The 16,829-nt window shown below is 50.5% G+C and carries 17 protein-coding genes; 6 read left to right on the top strand and 11 right to left on the bottom strand.

Translation table 11 applies throughout. From position 1 onward, the window contains the following. Positions 1–22: 22 nt before the first annotated feature. From B9Z32_RS11155 to B9Z32_RS11165, 3 genes are all read right to left on the bottom strand, one after another. Complete coding sequence (locus B9Z32_RS11155) at positions 23–877, bottom strand: phosphonate ABC transporter ATP-binding protein (RefSeq protein ID WP_108421485.1); 855 nt, start codon at positions 875–877, stop codon at positions 23–25. Positions 878–892: 15 nt separating this feature from the next. Continuing rightward, positions 893–1,753 carry a putative selenate ABC transporter substrate-binding protein gene (locus tag B9Z32_RS11160; RefSeq protein ID WP_108421486.1) on the bottom strand — a complete coding sequence of 287 codons (861 nt, stop codon included), beginning with the start codon at positions 1,751–1,753 and terminating at the stop codon, positions 893–895. Positions 1,754–1,857: 104 nt separating this feature from the next. After that, a complete protein-coding gene (locus tag B9Z32_RS11165; protein WP_108421487.1) occupies positions 1,858–2,373 on the bottom strand; it encodes an Rrf2 family transcriptional regulator in 516 nt (171 codons plus the stop codon). Between the two features lie 107 nt (positions 2,374–2,480). Between B9Z32_RS11165 and B9Z32_RS11170 the strand changes: the two genes are divergently transcribed. Continuing rightward, a complete protein-coding gene (locus B9Z32_RS11170; RefSeq protein ID WP_108421488.1) occupies positions 2,481–3,470 on the top strand; it encodes a MerR family transcriptional regulator in 990 nt (329 codons plus the stop codon). A gap of 27 nt (positions 3,471–3,497) precedes the next feature. Further along, positions 3,498–5,018: a cryptochrome/deoxyribodipyrimidine photo-lyase family protein gene (locus B9Z32_RS11175; RefSeq protein WP_108421489.1), complete on the top strand. Its 1,521-nt coding sequence runs from the start codon at positions 3,498–3,500 to the stop codon at positions 5,016–5,018. Between the two features lie 67 nt (positions 5,019–5,085). Here B9Z32_RS11175 and phbB read toward each other — a convergent pair whose 3' ends face one another. Genes phbB through B9Z32_RS11190 form a run of 3 tightly spaced genes read right to left on the bottom strand, consistent with a single transcriptional unit; the run spans position 5,086 to position 8,801 of the window. After that, positions 5,086–5,823, bottom strand: coding sequence for an acetoacetyl-CoA reductase (gene phbB, locus B9Z32_RS11180; RefSeq protein WP_108421490.1), 738 nt, complete (start codon positions 5,821–5,823; stop codon positions 5,086–5,088). A gap of 42 nt (positions 5,824–5,865) precedes the next feature. Beyond that, entirely contained in the window at positions 5,866–7,044 is a 1,179-nt protein-coding gene (locus B9Z32_RS11185) for an acetyl-CoA C-acetyltransferase (RefSeq protein WP_108421491.1), read from the bottom strand. Positions 7,045–7,082: 38 nt separating this feature from the next. Beyond that, entirely contained in the window at positions 7,083–8,801 is a 1,719-nt protein-coding gene (locus tag B9Z32_RS11190; RefSeq protein ID WP_108421492.1) for an alpha/beta hydrolase, read from the bottom strand. 35 nt (positions 8,802–8,836) lie between these two features. Here B9Z32_RS11190 and B9Z32_RS11195 point away from each other — a divergent pair, with 35 nt between their 5' ends. Next, on the top strand, positions 8,837–9,106 hold the full coding sequence (locus B9Z32_RS11195; RefSeq protein WP_108421493.1) for a hypothetical protein: 270 nt from the start codon (positions 8,837–8,839) through the stop codon (positions 9,104–9,106). Here the strand turns inward: B9Z32_RS11195 and B9Z32_RS11200 are convergent. Then, the gene (locus tag B9Z32_RS11200; protein WP_108421494.1) at positions 9,096–9,836 is read right to left on the bottom strand and encodes a polyphenol oxidase family protein; all 741 of its coding nucleotides are present in this window, start codon (positions 9,834–9,836) and stop codon (positions 9,096–9,098) included. The genes B9Z32_RS11195 and B9Z32_RS11200 overlap by 11 nt on opposite strands. A 55-nt stretch (positions 9,837–9,891) precedes the next feature. Then, the gene (gene maiA / locus B9Z32_RS11205; protein ID WP_108421617.1) at positions 9,892–10,527 is read right to left on the bottom strand and encodes a maleylacetoacetate isomerase; all 636 of its coding nucleotides are present in this window, start codon (positions 10,525–10,527) and stop codon (positions 9,892–9,894) included. 23 nt (positions 10,528–10,550) lie between these two features. On the opposite strand from maiA, the gene aat reads away from it, so the two are divergent. The 3 genes from aat (at position 10,551) to B9Z32_RS11220 (ending at position 12,961) form a co-directional block, all read left to right on the top strand. After that, positions 10,551–11,312: a leucyl/phenylalanyl-tRNA--protein transferase gene (gene aat / locus B9Z32_RS11210; protein WP_108421495.1), complete on the top strand. Its 762-nt coding sequence runs from the start codon at positions 10,551–10,553 to the stop codon at positions 11,310–11,312. Further along, positions 11,309–12,055, top strand: a complete 747-nt coding sequence (locus B9Z32_RS11215) for an arginyltransferase (protein WP_108421496.1) — start codon at positions 11,309–11,311, stop codon at positions 12,053–12,055. The genes aat and B9Z32_RS11215 overlap by 4 nt, the downstream gene beginning before the upstream one ends. Before the next feature lie 129 nt (positions 12,056–12,184). Continuing rightward, a complete protein-coding gene (locus B9Z32_RS11220; protein WP_108421497.1) occupies positions 12,185–12,961 on the top strand; it encodes an IclR family transcriptional regulator in 777 nt (258 codons plus the stop codon). 47 nt (positions 12,962–13,008) lie between these two features. Here the strand turns inward: B9Z32_RS11220 and B9Z32_RS11225 are convergent, their stop codons facing one another. From B9Z32_RS11225 to pssA, 3 genes are all read right to left on the bottom strand, one after another. Further along, positions 13,009–14,058: a serine hydrolase gene (locus B9Z32_RS11225; protein WP_108421618.1), complete on the bottom strand. Its 1,050-nt coding sequence runs from the start codon at positions 14,056–14,058 to the stop codon at positions 13,009–13,011. Positions 14,059–14,277: 219 nt separating this feature from the next. After that, complete coding sequence (locus tag B9Z32_RS11230; protein ID WP_108421498.1) at positions 14,278–15,816, bottom strand: 2-isopropylmalate synthase; 1,539 nt, start codon at positions 15,814–15,816, stop codon at positions 14,278–14,280. A gap of 186 nt (positions 15,817–16,002) precedes the next feature. After that, positions 16,003–16,818 (bottom strand): CDP-diacylglycerol--serine O-phosphatidyltransferase, encoded by an 816-nt coding sequence (gene pssA / locus B9Z32_RS11235; protein ID WP_108421499.1) that lies wholly within the window; start codon positions 16,816–16,818, stop codon positions 16,003–16,005. Between the last annotated feature and the right edge of the window lie 11 nt (positions 16,819–16,829).

Raw genomic sequence — 16,829 nt, forward strand, 5'->3', positions numbered from 1 at the left:
CCAGTAAAAAAACCTGCTGGTCTTAGCGGCAGTGCATCACGACAGGCGCAGGCACAAGCGAGTTTTGATCAGACTCAGCCAGTAGGGCATCGCGCCCAAACTCTTGCGCCTGTTCGTCATCTTGCTCTTGCTGTTCATACAAGTTTGCAAGCCGTTCTCGGGTAACCTCTGCAGATGGCAAATCAAAAACCATCTGGCCTTTAAGCAAACCAATGATGCGATCGAAGTGTGTCAGGGCCATGTCGACCTGATGCAAGGTGGCAACCATGGTGATTTGTCGCTCACGCGCAAGCCTCACCAATGCCGTCATGGCGATGCGAGCGCGCATTGGATCAAGCGCAGACAAAGGCTCGTCAATCAACCACAAACTGGCGGGCGATAGCAAAGCACGGGCCAATCCAACACGTTGCCGCTCTCCACCAGAAAGGCGGTCTACCCTGTCGAACAACTTGTCACTCAGGTCAAAGTGGCTGAGAGCTTCGTAGGCTGCTGGAATGTCTGCTGGATAAAACAGCGAGCGCAAGCTGGCAGCCAAGCTCATGGCTGGCAATCGACCTGCTAAAACCGAGGTCACAACTCGTTGACGCGGTGGCAAGGGCGGCACTTGAGGCGCTAGAAACAATCGACCGCGCAAGAGACGAAGCTCATGGCTTGACAAACGCCAGGGTGATTGCCCCCCCAAAAGCAATTCACCACCGGTGGGTTGCTGCGCACAAGAAAGCACTTGCAGCAAGCTAGTTTTGCCGGCACCAGAGGGGCCGATGATGGCCACCTGCTCACCGGCGCTGAGTTGAAGGCTTATCCCTTGCAAAGCCGGAGGTGCATTGGCCGCTGCAGATGGGTGGCGAGCCTGAAGGCCCTGAAGCTCAATGTTCACGGGTGAAATACCCGTTTATTGGAGTAAGCCCGCGCTGCGAGCAGCAGACTCTAAACCTTTGTAATTTTCAGGCGAGGTAGACACATAGCGGGTGGCGCGATTGAGCTTCAGTATTTCGGCATGCTCTGGGTTGGCAGGGTTCAGTGCGAGCAAGGCCGCCTTGATTTTTTCGCGTTGTTGAATGGGCATGTCAGCATGCACAGACCAGTTGTAATTGAAGTAGCTTGGTGTGGTGAAAAACACATTCACATCTTGAGTGTTGACCTTGTTTTCGGTCACAAATTTTTGCCAAACTGTAATGTCTAGCGCAGCCGCATCAACTTTGCCACTCACCACGGAAGCAATGGTGGCATCATGCGCACCGCTGTAAGCAACGCGCTTGAAATCTTTTTCAGGATCGATGTTGGCTTGCAACAAAAAGCTTCTTGGCATGAGATGGCCAGAGGTGCTGCTTTGGGAGCCGAAAGATATCTGCTTGCCCTTCATGTCTGCCAAACTCTTGATACCAGAGTTGGTTTTGGCAATGAACACCGACTGAAACTTGGTGTCTTCCTCGCGCTGCGCCAAAGGCACAATTTTGCCACCGGAACGAATGCTGGCCTGAACAAAAGTAAAGCCACCAAACCAAACCAGGTCGACTTTTTTGTTAACCAGCGACTCCACGGCAGCGGGGTAGTCGGTCACTGGGGTGAATTGAACCTTCATGCCCAGTTGCTTTTCCAAGTAAGTGGCAAGCGGGGTGAACTTGCGAATCTGCTCGGTAGCCGCTTCCTCGGGAATGGTAGTCACCCTGAAGGTGGTCTGAGCTTGTACGTGCGTCATGGCTGAAATGGCCAAAGTAAGGGCGCACACAAAGGATGAAAGGAGTTTGTTCATGTCGAGAAATTCGCTGTTAGGAGTTAAAAATCAATATGTATCCGAGACTTGGGTCATTTTAGGTGCAATGCCAACCAAGCAAATTGTTTTGTAAAAAGTGATTTCTAAGCAGCTTGTAAATTTAAAAAATTCGACAGGTTAAAAACAGAGTTGGGGGCTACAGGTATCAGTGCTGCAGGCAGTGGTTTGAAGTTCATGGCCATAGACTTGCTTGGCTTTGAAGAAGCCGATTCAGGCATTTCACTCAATAAATCGACAAGCAGGTAATTTTGAAGAAATTCTTTTTCAAACTGATGCGCCTGTTCAGAAACCAGATTGGTTAAAAGCCACTCCGGTGAAGATTGGGTTTTGTGGGTGCACGCATTGGAAAAACCAAAGCCACTGATGACGTCCCAGACTGAGAGGTCATGCAAGGATGCAACCAGTTTGTAGCCACCACCAGGCCCACGAGTTGCCTGCACTAAACCTAACTCTCTGGCATCTTTCAAAATGCCTTCGATGTAAGACAAAGAAACACCTGTAGCAGTAGCGAGGGAGTCCGCCGTAGTGGTTCTGTGGCTTGGGGTGCTGGCGATGTGCGCAATGACTTTTAAACCCAGGGAAGCACGTTTACTGATCATTTGAACTCCTATTCAAGACAAACGGAATTTATCATGCATAACTTTAAAATTACTCAATTATGTGAAATAATTCAATAAATCTACTCAAAATCAATTCAAAAACAAATATGGATCACAAAAAATTAAGCAATCTGCATAAGATTGGGGCTGTTTCAAGCCTTAGCGGTGTTCCAACCCCTACCCTGCGCGTTTGGGAACAGCGGTATCAAACTTTTCAGCCTCAAAAAACCGAAAGTAAGCATCGCCTGTTCACAGACGACGATGTTTTGAAGGCCACCTTGCTAAAACGACTCACAGAACAAGGTCATGGCATCAGCAATATTGCAAATCTTTCCACCACCGACCTGAACAAATTACTGCAACAACAACAAGAAACAAATCAAAGAAAAGCCAGAACAGGACTTCAGGGACAGTCTGCTTCTGTGGCGGTCATTGGACTGACTCTTGCCGCAAGAATTGAATCCAAAAAATTCACATTGAGTTTTAACAATCAAGCGATTCGCATCACCGACATCTTTAGCAACCTGACTGAAGCGCTCGCAGCGACCTTTCAAACAAAAACACAAATTTTGCTCATTCACACTAACTCTTTGGATGCAGCAGTTCAGGTTGACATTCATCGCTTGGCAAAGTTAAACAACAGCTTGCAAGTCATTGTTCTCTACAACTACGGACAAGAACCCGTCATTGATTCGATGAAACGCAGCGGAATGATTGTTCGACGGGAACCTATCAGCGATTCAGACTTAGCCGACCTCATCAACTCTCTGCGAGTTGTAGATACCCAATCAAGCGCAGCTCATTTGCCATCAGGTACCGTTATTCCTGCTAGGAAGTACGACGATATTGAACTCATGCGCGTTGCGGGCATATCGAGTGATATCTTGTGTGAATGTCCGCGTCATGTTGCAGAAATCATCACGCAACTTGCAAGCTTTGAACAGTACAGCCGAGATTGCTTGAACAAATCAACAGAAGACGCGCACCTTCATTCCTACCTCAGTACGGTCTCAGGTTCTGCCAGGGCACTATTTGAATCTGCACTTGAAATGGTGGCCAAACACGAAGGCATCGATTTGCGAGCGTTGTCAAAGTAATTGCGCTCCCTTTAGCAAGATCCTCACATGAGCTACGAACTGGTTTGGTTCAAACGCGACTTGCGCTGGGAGGATCATGCCGCTTTGGCGCAAGCGTCTCGAAAGGGCCCTGTGCGATGCATCTATGTCATCGAGCCCGATCTTTGGCTGCAGCCCGATTCAGCTCTTCAACATTTTGAGTTTGTCAGGGAGTCATTACAGGCTTTGGACAGGCACTTGAGAGCTCAGGGCGGTTGCATTGAAATCTTCACGGGCGAGCTGCCCGATGTCCTGCAACAAATTTGGCAAGACGCACCCTTTGCAAATCTTTATTCGCATGAAGAAACTGGCAATGCCTTTACCTATGCACGCGATTTGAAAGTAGCTTCGTGGTGTCAGTCACAAGCAGTGACTTGGCATGAGTTCCCTCAATTTGGCGTTGTGCGAGGTCTGAAGGATCGCAATCTGTGGCAAAGCGCATGGGAGCGGCATATGTCGGCTCCCATCTGTACGGCAGTGAAATTGCGGTTCTGGCAAGCGCCACCCCACGCTGCCATGGTCATGCAAGCACCACCCCACTTGAAACACAATCCGCCAAGACGGCAACGTGGCGGACGACCCTTGGCCAAGGCAACCCTCGATAGTTTTATCAATGCTCGCAGTATTGGCTATCGTGGCGGCATTTCTTCGCCATTGTCTGCGCCAGATGCGTGCTCAAGGCTTTCCGCTTACTTGTCTTGGGGTTGCATCAGTATGCGAGAAGTGGTGCAGCACACTCGAGCGCAATTGGCCTCCTTGCCACCGCAAGCCAGCCGACACAAAGCGGGCTTAACAGCATTTTTAAGCCGACTCTATTGGCATTGTCACTTCATTCAAAAACTCGAAAGTGAACCCAGAATTGAGTGGAACAACATGCACAGAGGCTATGACATGCTTCGTGAAAATGAGTTCAATCAGGCGCACTTTGAAGCATTGAAAGCGGCACAAACAGGCTGGCCAATGGTGGATGCCTGCGTGGTCATGTTGCGTGAAACCGGATGGCTGAATTTCCGCATGCGGGCCATGTTGGTTTCTGTTGCAGCCTATCCTCTTTGGCTCCATTGGCGGCCCGTCGGTGAATGGCTTGCAACGCAATTTTTGGACTATGAACCTGGCATTCATTGGAGTCAATTGCAAATGCAATCTGGCACTACGGGCATCAACACCACTCGGGTGTACAACCCCATCAAGCAAGCCCAAGATCACGATCCACAAGGCAAGTTCGTCAGGCGCTGGCTTCCTGCCATGCGTAGCGTTCCTGATACTTGGCTGTTTGAGCCTTGGATGATGCCTCAACGCGAGTTAACAGATGCAACTCAAATGCCACAAATTGTGCCGCCCTTGGTTGAACTTGCGGCTGCAACCAAAACTGCCAAACATCGCGTTCATGAGAGACGTCGTGACCCTGAGGTTAAGGCGGGGAAGAAGGCTGTGATTGACAAGCATGCTTCACGTCAGGGGTTTCGCTCATCTAAAAAAACAGCCATCGAGCAAAGCTCTCACGCCAAACAAATGGGATTTGATTTTTAGAATGGCCCATGAAAAACCCCGCCGAAGCGGGGTTCTCTGAGTATGGACCCAATGCCTCAAAAGGCAATTAGCCCATGTGCAAACCGCCATTGACGGAGAAGTCTGCACCAGTGGCATAGCCACCTTCTTCAGACGCCAACCAAGCAATGATGGAAGCAATTTCGCTGGGCTCACCCAAGCGCTTGACAGGTACAGTGGCCACAATTTTTTCGAGCACATCAGGGCGAATGGCTTTGACCATGTCGGTACCAATGTAGCCAGGGCTGACAGTGTTCACAGTCACGCCTTTGGTGGCCAACTCTTGAGCCAATGCCATGGAGAAACCATGCATGCCAGCTTTGGCTGCAGAGTAGTTGGTTTGACCGGCTTGACCTTTTGCTCCGTTCACAGAGGAAATATTCACAATTCGGCCCCAGCCTTTTTCTACCATGTCGGCCACCACTTGCTTGGTAACGTTGAACATGGAATTGAGGTTGGTCTCAATCACAGCGTCCCAATCTTCGCGTGACATTTTCAAAAACATGCGGTCTTTGGTAATGCCAGCGTTGTTGACCAACAGGTCGATGGTGCCGTGCTCCGCCTTGGCCTTGGTAAAGGCTTCCACTGTTGAGTTCCAATCGCCCACATTGCCCACGGAAGCATAGAACGTGAAACCCAAAGCTTTTTGCTCGTCGAGCCACTTGGTGAAATCGCGTGTTGGGCCGCAACCGGCAATCACCTTGAAACCCTCCTTGTGAAGACGCTGGCAAATAGCGGTACCAATGCCGCCCATACCTCCTGTGACGTATGCTACTTTTTGACTCATGATGTTGTCTCCTATGTTGAAAATTTTGACTGTCTGAAAATATTAACGCTCGAGCGCCAAGGACACGCCCATACCGCCGCCGATGCAAAGTGCGGCCAAGCCTTTCTTGGCATCGCGGCGCTGCATTTCATGCAGCAAGGTGACCAAAATACGGCAGCCTGACGCACCAATGGGATGACCAATGGCAATGGCGCCACCGTTCACATTGACGCGTGCAGGATCGATGTCCAAGGCTTTGTTGACTGCACAAGCTTGTGCGGCAAAAGCCTCATTCAACTCAAACAAATCGACATCGCTGGCTTTCCAACCTGCGCGCTGCAAAGCTTTTTGTGATGCGGGCACGGGGCCCATGCCCATGGTGGCTGGATCCAAACCGCTGGTGCCAAAAGAAGCAATGCGAGCCAAGGGCGTCAAACCCAAGGCAGCTGCCTTCTTAGCAGACATGACCACCACAGCAGCCGCACCGTCATTGATGCCTGAGGCGTTGCCCGCAGTCACAGAGCCGGCTTTGTCAAAGGCGGGACGCAAACCAGCCAAAGCTTCTGCATTGGTTTTCTTGTTGATGAACTCATCGGTGTTGAACACCAAAGGATCGCCTTTGCGCTGTGGAATGAGCACATCGACAATTTCGTCTTTGAATTTGCCTGAGTCTTGCGCAGCGCTGGCTTTTTGTTGGCTGCCGAGTGCCAAAGCATCTTGCATGTCGCGAGAAATGTTGTGCGCTTTAGCCACATTCTCGGCAGTGATGCCCATGTGATACTGGTTGTAAACATCCCACAAGCCATCCACAATCATGGAGTCGACCATGTTCCAGTTGCCCATGCGCTGGCCATCGCGAGAGCCCATCACCACGTGGGGCGATGCGCTCATATTTTCTTGGCCACCTGCCACCACAATTTCACTGTCGCCCCAAGCCACAGCTTGCGCAGCCAACATGACCGCTTTCAAACCAGAACCGCAAACAGCGTTGATGGTGAGTGCAGGCGTTTCTTTGGCCACACCCGCCTTCATCATGGCTTGTCGAGCAGGGTTTTGGCCTGAACCAGCTGCCAAAACTTGGCCCATGATGATTTCGCCAATTTGATCCATGCTCAAACCAGCACGCGCTATGGCTTCGCGAATGGCAATGCTGCCCAATTCGGGGGCTGAAACTTTGGCCAATGAGCCACCAAACTTACCCACAGCAGTGCGAGCTGCTGAAACAATGACGATATCTTCCATTTGTCTTCCTTTGTTAAACGCAATTTAAATTGTTGAAATTAGGCACGCGCCTTCACATAGCGGCCTGGCGCAGCTTCAATGGTTTTGAATTTGGCATCTTTACCATAGTGTTTGGGTGCAGCAATTTGTTTGCCTGCATGTGACTTCAACCAATCCGACCAATCGGTCCACCAGCTACCAGGCAATTCTTTGGCACCAGCAATCCACTCATTGGCAGTGGCGGGAAATTTGCCGTCCTCGCGCAACCAGTGGCTGCGCTTCTTGGCTTCTGGCGGATTGATCACGCCGGCAATATGGCCCGATGCACCCATGACAAATCGCTTCTTACCAGGAAGGTGCTGAGTGGATGCATAAGCACCACCAATGGGCACGATGTGGTCTTCGCGCGAGCCATAAATGTAAACAGGCATATTGACCTTGCCCAGATCAATGGCCTCGCCGCACACAGTGACAGCACCAGGACTCACAAATTTGTTTTCCAAATAGGTGTTGCGCAAATACCAAGCATAAAAGGGGCCTGGCAAGTTGGTGGAATCGCTGTTCCAGTAGAGCAAGTCAAATGGTGGGGGCGATTCACCTTTGAGGTAATTGCCCACCACATAGTTCCAAACCAAATCGTTGGGGCGCAAGAAACTGAAGGTCGATGCCAAGTCTTGACCTTTGAGCAGACCACCCTGCCCCATTTGCATTTCGCGAAACTTGACAAAGTTTTCGTCGATGAACACATCGAGCACGCCCGTATCGGTAAAGTCGATCAGGGTGGTGAGGAAGGTGGCACTGGCTACAGGCTTTTTTCCGCGAGCTGCCAAAACTGCCAAGGCATTGCTCAAAATAGTACCGCCAACGCAAAAACCCAGGGCATTGATTTGCTTGGCACCTGTGATATCTTGAACTTGGCTGATGGCTTTGATGGCAGCATTTTCAATGTAGTCATCCCAAGACTTTTGCGCCATGCTTTCATCGGGATTGCGCCAGCTGACCACAAATGTTCGGTGCCCTTGGCTGACGGCGTAGCGAATAAAGGAGTTGTTGGGTTGCAAATCAAGAATGTAAAACTTGTTGATGCAAGGGGGTACCAACAAAAATGGTTTTTCATAAACCTTGGCGGTCAGAGGCTTGTACTCAATCAGTTGAAAAAATTCATTTTCAAAGACCACAGCACCCTCAGTGGTGGCCACATTTTCTCCAACCACAAACTTGCTCTCGTCTGTCATGGACACGTGCCCTTGCTGCATGTCGTGCAACAAGTTTTGAATACCTTTGGCCAGGCTTTCACCTTTGGTTTCAATCGCTTTCTTTTGCGCTTCTGCATTGAATGCCAAGAAGTTGCTGGGTGCTGAAGCTGCAACCCACTGCTCTACAGCAAACTTGATTTTGTTGTGTGTGTGTTCGTCGGCCTCTACGGCCTCTGCCAAACCCATTAGGGTTTTGGCATTGAGCAAATAGGCTCCGGCTGTGAAAGCCGCCATCGGATTTCCTGTCCATGCATCACTGGAAAATCGGCGATCTTTGATATCGTGTTTGGACTCAAGGCCATGATTCCAAAGCGCGGTGGCTTCTTCTAAATAAGTGGCCTGTAATTCCTTCAACTTTTCCTGAGAAAAAGAAATTTGTGGGACAGCATTTTCGGCAGGAGGCACAATGCCACCCAGATCCATGGTTTGAAAAGTTTGCATGGCCTGACCCCAGCTTTTGGCCAGGTTCTGCTGAAACTCTTCGCTGGCGCGTGACCAAAATTCATTGTTTGAATTTGTCATGTGCTGATCCCCCCTTATTTTGAATATCGACACTCATGTACATCGTTGCAATTGCTTGGATTTATGTTGCTCTCATGATGAGCGTGGCTGAAGCCACGAACACCAATGGCACTGTACTAGGAGGCATTGTGACCTTCATTCTTTACGGGATCCTTCCAACATCAATAATTATTTACATCATGGATGCACCCCGTCGCAAGCGGAACAGATTAGCACGTGAACGTGAAGCTTTTGAGGCGAACAAACCCCAAAATGATTCCAAAACAGAGGCTGCCTTGCCTCAGCCACCAGAACCTAAGCTGTAATCCAGATGTAAGCGGCCATTCGCCCTGCGCCGCCCTTGAGCAAGGCATCACGACGGTGCGAGTGGTATTGAGTTTCTTGGCGATAGGTGCACCAAGACAGTGAGCTGTCGTTGCCGCAAATGACTTCAAAGCCCGCTGCTTTTAGGCGCCAGCGGGCTAGGCCTGCCAAATCGGCCCAATACTTGCCATGACCTTTGGCCACGAACAAATTCTCTAAAGCCTTTTTTTCTTTGGGAGAATTCAGATGGGTGAGGAAGGCTTGAACCACATCCTCGCCCACTTCGAAGGCTGTAGGTCCAATACATGGGCCCAGCCACGCGATGCAATCGGCAGCACGCAGTCCTTGTTCTTTTGCACCCTCTGACAGTGTTTCCACCACACCCTGACCAGCCAATCCTGCCAGCCCTCGCCAGCCAGCATGGGCAGCTGCAACCCACTTGAACTTTGGATGACATACCAAAATGGGCAAGCAATCTGCTGCCATGACGCAGCATGCAACACCGTTATGCGTGGTCCAGGCCACATCGGCCTCTAGCCCAGGCGGCGTCTGGTGGTCAATGCCAAGGCCTTTCACACCGTGCACCTGCCTGAGATACACCGCCGGCACACCCATGGCACTTTGTACCAAGCCACGGTTGTTCAAAACATTTTCGGAGCTGTCGCCAGAAAACAGACCCAAATTGAGGCTGTCCCAAGGCTGGGGAGACACCCCACCTTGGCGAGTGGTCATGAGCGCCCTCACGAACGAAGGGGCAGGCCAATCTGGGGAAAATCCGATCAAGTCATTACTCGGCGTCAGGGCAAGCAGAAGGCTGCGCCTTTTGGAAGGCTTCCAATTTCATGCATGCATCAAATGCAGCCATCGTGAGAGGCAAGCCATCAAAGCTGACAGCAAACCTTTTGCCATTGAAGATTTGCGGAACCAAGCAGCAATCGGCCAATGTTGGGGTATGACCAAAACAATAAGTTGACTTCGGACCCTGAGCCAACTGACGCTCAAAAGCTTCTAGGCCGTCCCTCACCCAGTGGCGATACCAAGTATTTTTTTGTTCCTCGTCCAAACCGAGTGTGCCACTCAAGTACTTCAAAACACGCAAGTTATTAATCGGGTGAATTTCGCAGGCAATGGATTGCGCTAAGGCGCGAACACGTGCCCTGCCCAACGCATCGCTTGGAAGAAGTGCGGGCTCTGGGTGTGTCTCATCAAGGTACTCAATGATGGCCATGGATTGGCTAAGGTGCTCACCATCTACTACCAGGTTGGGCACCAAATTGTCTGCGGCGACGCTGCTGTAGGCCGCTTGCTTGTGCTCACCCTTGGCAATGTGGACTGGGATATATTCGAAGGGCAAGCCCTTCAAATGCAGTGCAATTCTGACGCGAAATGAAGCGGAGGAACGGAAGTAGTTGTAAAGTTTCATAGGCATTAGCATAAACTGGAAACATGTCGGCCGACACCCTGCAAACTCATCTCCCATGGATTGAAAGCCATAACCCACTCCCCTCGGTTGAAAACGCTTGGGGCACAGACACTGACGCTCCCGGTTTATTGGCCGCAGGTGCAGACTTAGGGGTCGATCGCCTGCTTGAGGCCTACTCCAAGGGGGTTTTTCCTTGGTACAACCCCAACCAACCCGTCCTGTGGTGGAGCCCAGACCCCAGAATGGTGCTCCAAATTCGCAACTTTAAGTTGCACCGTTCGCTTCGCAAAACACTCAGTCGATATGCGGCACAGCCTAATTTTGAACTGTGCTTTGATCGGGCCTTTGATGAGGTTATTGAGGCTTGCGCAAAAAGCCCCAGGGAAGGACAAAATGGGACCTGGATCGTGCCTGACATGGTGAAAGCCTATCAAGCCTTGCATCGCGCAGGATTTGCACACAGCGCTGAGACATGGCTGGATGGCAAGTTGGTGGCTGGACTTTATTTTGTCTGCATTGGCAAAGCAGTTTTTGGTGAGTCGATGTTCAGCACCCTGAGCGATGGTTCCAAAATGGCACTGGCAGCCCTGGTTCATGTCTGCCAACATGAGGGTATTCAAGCCATTGACTGCCAACAAAACACGGCCCACTTGGCATCGATGGGAGCACAAGAAATGACAAGGTCTGCGTTTTTAGAACTCAGTGTTCCAGCCCTCACGCAGGCAAGCCCTGATTGGAAAAATGCCCAAATAGACTGGGATCTTTGGCGGACAGTTGCCCCATGACGCACCTCAAAGATCTTCCTTTCAGCACCCTGCAGTTTTATGCCACCGCGGCCTACCCGTGCAGCTATTTGGAGGGCCGCGAAGCACGATCACAAGTCGCAACACCCAGTCATTTGATTCAAAACGATGTTTACTCAGACTTGGTGGCGCGTGGCTTTCGAAGAAGCGGGCTCTTTACATACCGTCCCTACTGTGATGGCTGTCAGGCCTGTGTACCTCTGCGCGTTTTGTGCCAAGAGTTCAAACCCAACAAAAGTCAAAGCCGTGCTTACCAAAAACACAAGCATTTGGTCGCCAGGGTCTCTCGCCTAGGATTTGAATCTGAGCATTACGACCTTTATTTGAGGTATCAAAACAGCCGACATGCTGGCGGGGGGATGGACCACGACAGCGTTGAACAGTACAAACAGTTTTTGTTGCAAAGCCGCGTCAATTCAAGACTTGTCGAATTCAGAGAGCCCAGCGTCAATGGCCATTTAGGCGAGCTCAAAATGGTCAGCATTGTCGATATGCTGAACGATGGACTTTCTGCTGTTTACACCTTTTATGCACCAGAGGCCCATGCCAGCTTTGGAACCTACGGCGTACTGTGGCAAATTCAGCAAGCCAAAGAACTGGGGCTGGCTTACGTGTACATGGGGTATTGGATTGGTGCCAGTCCCAAAATGCAATACAAAGAACGTTTCAAGCCATGCGAGAGTCTTCAGCATGGCGAATGGAAAGCTCACCTCAGCTTGCGCTGAGTTCTGAGATCTGACAGCTCAGATCTACCCAAACGCAATTTCATCTTGTAAAATAAAATTTCGCAATGTCTTACCAGTGGCTCTGAATGGAAGACTTTTTTGCTTTGAAATTGACCGAGGTTGAGTCCCATGAGAAAAGCTGAAGCACATCAGCCTGTCGCGCCCACCATCCAAGTGATCGAACGGCTCTTTTCGCTGATGGATGTCTTGGCTTCAAGGGAGGATGCCATTTCGTTGAAAGAAATCAGCGAAAAAACTGGGCTTCACCCCTCCACAGCACATCGCATTTTGAACGACCTCACCATTGGCCGATTTGTCGATCGACCAGAACCGGGTAGCTACCGTCTGGGAATGCGTTTGTTAGAGTTGGGCAATATGGTGAAGGCACGCCTCAATGTGAGAGACGCCGCTCTGGCTCCCATGCGTGATTTGCACAAACTCATTCAACAGCCAGTCAACTTGAGTATGCGCCAAGGCGATGAAATTGTTTACATTGAACGTGCCTACAGCGAGCGCTCGGGCATGCAAGTGGTCAGAGCCATTGGTGGCCGTGCACCGCTTCACCTAACCTCTGTGGGCAAGTTGTTTTTGTCAGTCGATGAGCCCATGAAAGTTCGAAGCTATGCCACTCGCACCGGCTTGAACGGTCATACCAAAAATAGCATCACACAATTGCCCATCTTAGAGCGAGAGCTTTCCAAAGTGAGGCAATATGGCATTGCACGCGACAACGAAGAGTTGGAATTGGGCGTTCGTTGCATTGCAGCAGGCATCTACGACGATCAAGGCAAACTTTTGGCTGGGCTTTCTATATCAGCCCCGGCCGATCGATTGGATGAAGCTTGGTTGACCAAGCTTCAATCTACCGCTGAAGCTATCTCCCAAGCGCTGGGCTACAAAGAATGAAAAAAAACCCGTCAATGACGGGTTTTCTTTTTGGCCGCTAGCAAGATTTAACCGGCATTTTTGACCATCGCCACTTCGGTTCGGGCATTCTGATTTTCCACCCAACGTCTAACTCTCTCTGCATCTGCAATGCGGCTCAACTTACCGGCCGAGTCTAGAAAAACCATGATCAATTGACGACCCGCAACCTTGGTTTGCATGACCAGGCACTGACCTGCTTCGGAGATGTAGCCCGTTTTTTGCAAACCGATGTCCCAGTTAGGACTTTTGACAAGGCGATTGGTGGTGTTGTACTGAAGGGTTCGACGACCCACGGCCACTTCTCGGCCGTGTGAGGTGGAGAGCTCGCGCAACAAAGGCACGTTGTAAGTGGCACTTACCAACACAGCCAAATCGTTGGCGTTGGACTGATTGCGACTTGACAAGCCCGTGGGCTCCACAAAATGAGATGACAGCATGCCAAGCCCTTTGGCACGCTCATTCATGGCTTTGACAAACGAAGACAAACCGCCAGGGTAGGTGCGACCCAATGCATGGGCTGCACGGTTTTCACTGGACATCAAAGCCAAATGCATTAAATCACCTCGGCTCAATACAGAGCCCACTGCCAAACGCGAGGTGCTGCCCTTTTCCGTGTCAACATCTTCTTGAGTGATGGTGATCATGTCGTTGTGCGACAAATTGGCATCACTGATGACCAAGGCAGTCATGAGCTTGGTTAAGGACGCAATGGGCAAAACGGCATTGTCGTTTTTGCGAATCAGAACTTCATGGGTGTCTTGGTCAATGACCAGCGCCACACTAGAGCGCAAATCGAGATCGTCATTGCCCTGTTGCAAGCCCGCTAAATGGCCATGTGAAACTCTGGTGCTTTGTGCCTTGGCATTAACGACTTTGCGAGTGTTGTTGGTGGCTTTAGCGCTATTTTTAGCATTTCCAGCAGCTTTAGCTTGACCTGCGGGTTTGGTATTGGCTGCTGATTTGCTGCTACCGGCTGTTTTTCCATTACCGGCTGGTTTTGCATTACCAGTTGATTTTGAAGAATTCGCAGGCTTTCGGGGCTTGTCGTTTTCAGCGGCTTGTGTTGAAAAAGACATTGGAACCAGCAAACACAATGAAATGCATAAGCCGATGGCACGATGTGAAAAAAAGCTATGAAGAGACGTCAAAACAATACTTTCTTTGGCCAAAGTCAGTGGCAATTTGGCGAGTGTAATAGAAACTTGACGTAGTGTACATAAATAAAAAAAGTCGCGCAAGATCAACACCTTGCGCGACCTTCTTGAAGACATTCTGAAGCCTTCTGACAAACTCCCTTAACCTTGCGCAGCCACTCTGTCAGCTTTGCTTTGCAACTTATTCAAGGCACTCAAATAGGCCTTGGCGGAAGCCACAATGATGTCAGGATCTGAGCCAACGCCGTTCACCACACGACCACTGTTTTGCAAGCGAACCGTGACTTCACCTTGGCTTTCGGTCGATCCACTGATGGCATTAACAGAATAAAGCACCATTTCAGCACCGCTTTCTACGATGGATTCAATGGCTTTCAAAGATGCATCAACAGGCCCGTTGCCGTCCGACTTGCCATGGACTTCTTTGCCTTGAATCGTGAAAACAACGGAAGCTTGAGGCCGTTCGCCCGTTTCGCTGTGTTGCGACAAAGAGACATAAGCATATTGCTCTTTATCCTGGCTAACGCTTTCATCGCTCACCAAAGCCAAGATGTCTTCGTCAAAAATTTCGCTTTTGCGATCGGCCAATTCTTTGAATCGCGCAAAAGCTGCATTCAACTCTGATTCGCTTTCAAGCACCACGCCAAGTTCTTGCATGCGTTGCTTAAAGGCATTGCGGCCACTCAATTTGCCCAACACAATTTTGTTGGCAGACCAACCCACATCTTCAGCGCGCATGATCTCGTAGGTGTCGCGCGCTTTGAGCACGCCATCTTGGTGAATACCTGAAGCGTGTGCAAAGGCATTGGCGCCCACCACCGCTTTGTTGGGCTGCACCACAAAACCCGTGGTTTGACTCACCATGCGGCTGGCCGCCACGATGTGGATCGGGTCGATGTTCATCTCAAGTCCAAAATAGTCTTTGCGTGTTTTCACCGCCATGACGATCTCTTCTAAAGAGCAGTTGCCTGCGCGCTCGCCCAAGCCATTGATGGTGCATTCAACTTGACGTGCACCGCCCAACTTAACGCCCGCCAAACTGTTGGCCACCGCCATGCCTAAGTCGTTGTGGCAATGGACAGACCAAATGGCTTTGTCAGAGTTGGGAATTCGTTCGCGCAAAGTCTTGATGAATTGACCGTACAACTCAGGCACCGCATAACCCACGGTATCTGGCACATTGATGGTGCTGGCTCCTTCTGCAATTACGGCTTCAAGCACTTTGCACAAAAAATCCATGTCACTGCGGTAGCCATCTTCTGGGCTAAATTCGACATCGGCCACCAAATTGCGTGCAAAACGCACAGATTGTTTCGCCTGCTCAAACACCTGATCGGGCGTCATGCGCAGTTTCTTTTCCATGTGCAAAGGTGATGTGGCAATGAAGGTGTGAATGCGGCCACTGTTGGCGCCTTTCAAAGCTTCGGCAGCTCTAGAAATATCACGGTCATTGGCGCGTGACAAAGAGCAGATGGTGGAGTCTTTGATGGTATTGGCGATGGCTTGGACCGCTTCAAAGTCGCCATTGGAGCTGGCTGCAAAACCCGCCTCAATGACGTCAACGCGCAATCGCTCTAATTGACGCGCAATGCGCAGTTTTTCGTCACGGGTCATGGATGCGCCAGGCGATTGCTCACCATCACGCAATGTCGTGTCAAAAATAATCAATTTATCAGCCATTTTTCACTCCTGGTTTGAAAACTTCAAAAACAATTCTGAAATAAAAAAAGCCCGCTGCGTTTGGCATACGGGCTTCTTGGGAAATTGAACAGCGTGCGCTATACATCCCGCCCGTGGGGCGTCAGCAGTAGAGCTAGCAAATTCGTTTTCATGGAAATACTGTATCACAACTTTGGCAAAACTTCATCATTGATGAAGGCCGCGTTCATCAGGGTCTTCTGTCGACGTGCTGATCACGCTGGTAGGTTCACCTTTGAAACGGCGCCATGCATAGAGGGCGTAGCCGCTTAAGCCATACATCACGAACAAGCCAAACAAGACCATGGGCGGGTGAATGTTGACGGCTGCAATGCCCAAAGCAATGAGCACAATGACCGCAAAGGGCACGCTTTGCTTCATGCTGACATCTTTGAAACTGTAAAAAGGCGCGTTGGTAACCATGGTGAGGCCAGAAAACAAGGCCACCACAAACATGGGCCAGGCCATGCTGGCGGGTGCCACTTCTGCATCGGACATGATGGCAATGAAGCCCATCACCAGCGCAGCGGCTGCTGGTGATGGCAGCCCCTGAAAAAATCTTTTATCAACAACGGCGGTGTTGACGTTAAAACGCGCCAAACGCAAAGCTGCGCATGCGCAGTAAACGAAAGCAGCAATCCAACCCCAACGGCCCAAACCTTTGAGGGACCACTCATAAGCAATGAGCGCAGGCGCAGCGCCAAAGGAGACCATGTCGGACAAAGAGTCCATTTGTTCTCCAAAGGCACTTTGTGTGTTGGTCATGCGGGCCACTCGGCCATCGAGACTGTCGAGCACCATGGCGCAAAAAACCCCAATGGCAGCCATGTCGAAGCGGCCATTCATGGCCATCACGATGGCATAAAAGCCACCGAACAGGGCTGCCAACGTGAACAGGTTGGGAAGCACGTAAATGCCCTTGCGGGGTTTACGAACTTGACCCGCCTGATCGGCGTCGTCGGGGTTTTCAGTGCCATCGTGCATGCGACAGTTCT

It is taken from the genome of Limnohabitans sp. MMS-10A-178 (assembly GCF_003063375.1).
Taxonomy (GTDB): domain Bacteria; phylum Pseudomonadota; class Gammaproteobacteria; order Burkholderiales; family Burkholderiaceae_C; genus Limnohabitans_A.

Coding starts and splice junctions, on each gene's coding strand:
- B9Z32_RS11160 (WP_108421486.1), bottom strand. CDS start 1,753: ATGAACAAACTCCTTTCATCCTTTGTGTGCGCCCTTACTTTGGCCATT.
- B9Z32_RS11165 (WP_108421487.1), bottom strand. CDS start 2,373: ATGATCAGTAAACGTGCTTCCCTGGGTTTAAAAGTCATTGCGCACATC.
- B9Z32_RS11170 (WP_108421488.1), top strand. CDS start 2,481: ATGGATCACAAAAAATTAAGCAATCTGCATAAGATTGGGGCTGTTTCA.
- B9Z32_RS11175 (WP_108421489.1), top strand. CDS start 3,498: ATGAGCTACGAACTGGTTTGGTTCAAACGCGACTTGCGCTGGGAGGAT.
- phbB (WP_108421490.1), bottom strand. CDS start 5,823: ATGAGTCAAAAAGTAGCATACGTCACAGGAGGTATGGGCGGCATTGGT.
- B9Z32_RS11185 (WP_108421491.1), bottom strand. CDS start 7,044: ATGGAAGATATCGTCATTGTTTCAGCAGCTCGCACTGCTGTGGGTAAG.
- B9Z32_RS11190 (WP_108421492.1), bottom strand. CDS start 8,801: ATGACAAATTCAAACAATGAATTTTGGTCACGCGCCAGCGAAGAGTTT.
- B9Z32_RS11195 (WP_108421493.1), top strand. CDS start 8,837: ATGTACATCGTTGCAATTGCTTGGATTTATGTTGCTCTCATGATGAGC.
- B9Z32_RS11200 (WP_108421494.1), bottom strand. CDS start 9,836: ATGACCACTCGCCAAGGTGGGGTGTCTCCCCAGCCTTGGGACAGCCTC.
- maiA (WP_108421617.1), bottom strand. CDS start 10,527: ATGAAACTTTACAACTACTTCCGTTCCTCCGCTTCATTTCGCGTCAGA.
- aat (WP_108421495.1), top strand. CDS start 10,551: ATGTCGGCCGACACCCTGCAAACTCATCTCCCATGGATTGAAAGCCAT.
- B9Z32_RS11215 (WP_108421496.1), top strand. CDS start 11,309: ATGACGCACCTCAAAGATCTTCCTTTCAGCACCCTGCAGTTTTATGCC.
- B9Z32_RS11220 (WP_108421497.1), top strand. CDS start 12,185: ATGAGAAAAGCTGAAGCACATCAGCCTGTCGCGCCCACCATCCAAGTG.
- B9Z32_RS11225 (WP_108421618.1), bottom strand. CDS start 14,058: ATGTCTTTTTCAACACAAGCCGCTGAAAACGACAAGCCCCGAAAGCCT.
- B9Z32_RS11230 (WP_108421498.1), bottom strand. CDS start 15,816: ATGGCTGATAAATTGATTATTTTTGACACGACATTGCGTGATGGTGAG.
- pssA (WP_108421499.1), bottom strand. CDS start 16,818: ATGCACGATGGCACTGAAAACCCCGACGACGCCGATCAGGCGGGTCAA.